This is a genomic window from Streptomyces sp. NPDC057543, assembly GCF_042801895.1.
GTDB lineage: Bacteria > Actinomycetota > Actinomycetes > Streptomycetales > Streptomycetaceae > Streptomyces.
The window spans coordinates 1-3,478 of the sequence record NZ_JBHVFF010000492.1 but is presented as its reverse complement, the minus strand read 5'-3'; the positions used below and the strand labels follow the sequence as shown (position 1 = coordinate 3,478).

General features: G+C 71.3%; 3 protein-coding genes. 2 read left to right on the top strand and 1 reads right to left on the bottom strand.

Annotated elements, in window-relative coordinates:
* Nucleotides 1-797: 797 nt before the first annotated feature.
* The gene (locus ACFU8Q_RS40295; RefSeq protein ID WP_384464835.1) at nucleotides 798-1,313 is read right to left on the bottom strand and encodes a carboxymuconolactone decarboxylase family protein; all 516 of its coding nucleotides are present in this window, start codon (nucleotides 1,311-1,313) and stop codon (nucleotides 798-800) included.
* Nucleotides 1,314-1,505: 192 nt separating this feature from the next.
* Between ACFU8Q_RS40295 and sigJ the strand changes: the two genes are divergently transcribed.
* On the top strand, nucleotides 1,506-2,438 hold the full coding sequence (gene sigJ, locus ACFU8Q_RS40290) for an RNA polymerase sigma factor SigJ (protein ID WP_384464832.1): 933 nt from the start codon (nucleotides 1,506-1,508) through the stop codon (nucleotides 2,436-2,438).
* A 181-nt stretch (nucleotides 2,439-2,619) separates the two neighbouring features.
* Nucleotides 2,620-3,183, top strand: a complete 564-nt coding sequence (locus ACFU8Q_RS40285) for an isochorismatase family protein (RefSeq protein WP_384464829.1) — start codon at nucleotides 2,620-2,622, stop codon at nucleotides 3,181-3,183.
* The last annotated feature ends 295 nt before the right edge of the window (nucleotides 3,184-3,478 follow it).

Here is a 3,478-nt window from a genome sequence, read left to right as displayed (position 1 = left end):
GTTCGGTAAGGAACCCGGCGCCCGCACTGCAGGTGCGCAGCGAGCCGAGGCGGTCGCGCTCGCCGACGGCAGGGCGGTCCCAGAGCCCCTGGCCCATCCCTGACGCGCCCGGAACCCTCTCGCCCCTGCCCCGGTTCATGGCTCGCAGGAGTCCGGCCAAGGGCCCCGGCGGCGGGTATGCCGCAGGCCGCGACACCCGCGGACGGCAGGCGCCGGCTGTCGCACACCGGCAGCCGGTGCCTGCTGTCCGCGGTCAGCGGGCGCCGGCCCATTCCGGCCTGGCCATGGCCCCGGACACCCGGCCGGGCCTTTGTCCCGTTCCGCGCGCCGGGCCAGGCTCCTGTCCGGCCCGGGGCCGTGCAACGGGTTGCCTAACGGTGGTGCTGACGCGTCGCGCAACGCCCTGCGCGGCGAGGCGCCCGGCAGGTGACCGGGGCCCGGAGCGGGCAGCGGTGTCCGGGCAAGTCACGGGAGTTGCCTCAGGTGCTCGCCGGCCGTTTGGACCTGTACCACCGAAAGCCGGCCCAGGCGGCGGATCGGCCGAACGCGCCGGGCGCGCGTGCGTCTCCAGCAGCCGCTTCCCGGGCCCGGCCGTGCTTCCCGTTCGAAGGTGAACACCGACCGCGTCCGCTCGTCGGAACCGGCGGCGGGTTACTGACGGTCACCTGGCAGGCCTGGCCGCGACGTTGCCGGCCGGGCCCGGGCGTACAGCACCGCTCCCTGACGGCGGACGGTGCGTCAGGGGGTGGCGGGCGCCGGGGCTTCCTCGCGATCGGTCGGCCCCGGCCGTCGTAATGTCACCTGCTGTAGTTCTTCCCCGGAGGCCTGCCGGGGATCGGCTTGCCGATGAGCGCGACCGGGATGAACAGGCTGAGGTGGCCCAGTGCCATGGTGAGGTGCCAGATCGCCTCGTCGTCGTAGTGGCGGGACGCCCTGGCGAACAGCTCGTCGCTGACGCGCTCCCCGAACGGGTTCGGGGTGAGGACGGCCTCCGCGAGTTCCAGCGCGACGCGTTCGGCGTCGGTGAAGCAAGGGGCGTCCTGCCACGTCGCCACGGCGGTGATGCGCCTCTCCTCCTCCCCGGCCTTGCGGAGGCGGTCGGTTAGCGGGAGGCAGTGGTAGGTGCTGCCGACGATCTGCGAGGCGCGCAGCAGCATCAGGGCGATGGTGGTCTGCGGAACCGGGCCGTTGCGGACGGCCTTGTGTACGGCCGCGGAAAGGGCTGCCAGGTCGGGGTAGAGCCCGGTGGGGTCGCCCAGACGCGACCGGATCCCGTCCTGCCCAAAGGCGGTGCCGCTGGTGGGGATGGTCATGGCGCAGTCGCTCCTTCACACTCTCGGTGGTGCCCGGCCGGCGGGTGACCCGCGCTCCGGGCGTGGTTCTACCGGTCCGACAGCGCAGCGCCCCGGATTGTGAGGCGGCGTATCTCCGTCGCATGTCACAGATGGCCGCGCTGTCCGGTCGGACTGGTGAGAACGGACGCTACGGAGGGAGTCTGCGCAACCATGTCCACCCGATCCGCGCCACCGGCCGCCCCAGTCATGGGTGAGCGGCGCCAACTGATCAATATCGCCTATCGGATGCTCGGCTCGCTGGCCGACGCCGAGGACGCCGTCCAGGAGGCCTATGCCCGCTGGTACGCCTTGTCCAGCCGGGAGCGGGAGGCCGTCGAGTCCCCGGGCGCCTGGCTGACGACGGTCGCCAGCCGCGTCTGCCTCAACCAGCTCGGCTCCGCACGGGCACGGCGGGAGCACTATGTGGGCGAGTGGCTCCCCGAGCCGCTGCCCGACCCGACCGAGTGGAACGGCGGGCGGTCGGACACCACCGCCTTCGACCCGGCCGACCAGGTCACCCTCGACGAGTCGGTCGGCATGGCCTTCCTGGTCGTCCTGGACTCGATGTCCCCGGCCCAGCGTGTCGCCTTCATCCTCCACGACGTCTTCCGGTACCCCTTCGCCGAGGTGGCCAGGATCGTCGGCCGTACGCCGGCCGCATGCCGCCAGCTGGCGTCCTCGGCCCGCCGCCGGGTCCGCGCCGCGCCAAAGCCCTCCGCTTCGACGGCCCGGGACGCCGCCGTCGTCAGGAACCTCAAGCGGGCCTGGGAGGCCAACGACATCGACGCCCTCGTCAGCCTCCTGGACCCGCAGGCCACGGCGGTCGGCGACGGCGGCGGCCTGCGCCGCCCGCTCCGGGGCGGCGAGAAGATCGCACGCCACATGGTCCGCTTCACCGGGCGGCCGTCCGTCACGACGCTCCTCGAGTGCACTGTCAACGGGCAGCCCGGCCTGGTGACATGCCAGGGCGGTGCCATCGTGACGGTGTACTCCTTCGACATCGCCGGCGACCACATCCGGCGCCTCTGGGCGGTGCGCAACCCCGACAAGCTCCGGTCCTGGCGGCGGGGCCTGTGGCGTGACCCAGCACAAGCACACCCTTGATCCGCTGCAAGGAGGTACGTGTCACTGTGCCGCAGCTTCGGCTCGTGCCGGCTTCCCACTTCTCCGGAAGCGAGTCCTCCTGGCGTGAGCCGACCTGTAGCCCGTACGGCCGTGCCGCTGTCGGTGGCCCGGCCTACTGTGTGGGCGACACAGGATCCGTGACGATAACCAGGAGTTCCCGTTGACAACCCTGCCCAACCGGCCGAACACCGCGCTGCTCGTCATCGACGTCCAGAACGGGGTGGTGGCAGGCGCCCATGACCGCGATGGCGTGATCGCGAACATCAGCACACTGGTGGGCCAGGCCCGCGCCGAGGACGTACCCGTGGTCTGGGTGCAGCATTCCGACGACGGTCTCGAGCGGGACAGCGAGCCCTGGCAGTACGTGTCGGAGCTGGTTCGCCGGGATGCGGAGCCTCTCGTCCACAAGACCTACGGTGACTCGTTCGAGGGCACTGCGTTGGAGACACTGCTCGCCGAGCGCGGGGTGGGCCGGCTCGTCGTGACGGGTGCCCAGAGCGACGTGTGCATCCGCGCGACTCTTCACGGGGCCTTCGTCCGCGGGTACGACGTGACGCTGGTCGGCGACGCACATACGACGCAGGACCTCAGCGAGTACGGCGCGCCGGCCCCGGACCAGGTGATCGCGCACACCAACCTCTACTGGCAGTGGCAAGGCGCACCCGGACGCCGCGCAAAGACCGTCGATACAGCAGAGGTGACGTTCACGGCGGACGCGCTCTGACCCGTCCCTGACCAGAACCTGGTGTGCACGCCAGGCTCCGGGCAAGCTTCCTCAGTTGTTACCCGGCGTGCACCCTCCATAGAACTTGAGCCAGAACCCGGAAACGGGAGGCAGTACGCCGCCGCGGCCCGCGTGAGGGCGTTGATGCGGCGCGTGGGTCGGTTCCATGCCCGCTGACGGCTGTGTACCGCTCTTGTCGATGGCTTTGCGTGCCTTCGTGGTCTGGGGGTGGATGTTTTGGGGAGGGATGTGGTGGGGCGGGGGGTTGGACGGGAATCCCGGCCCGGTTATGGCG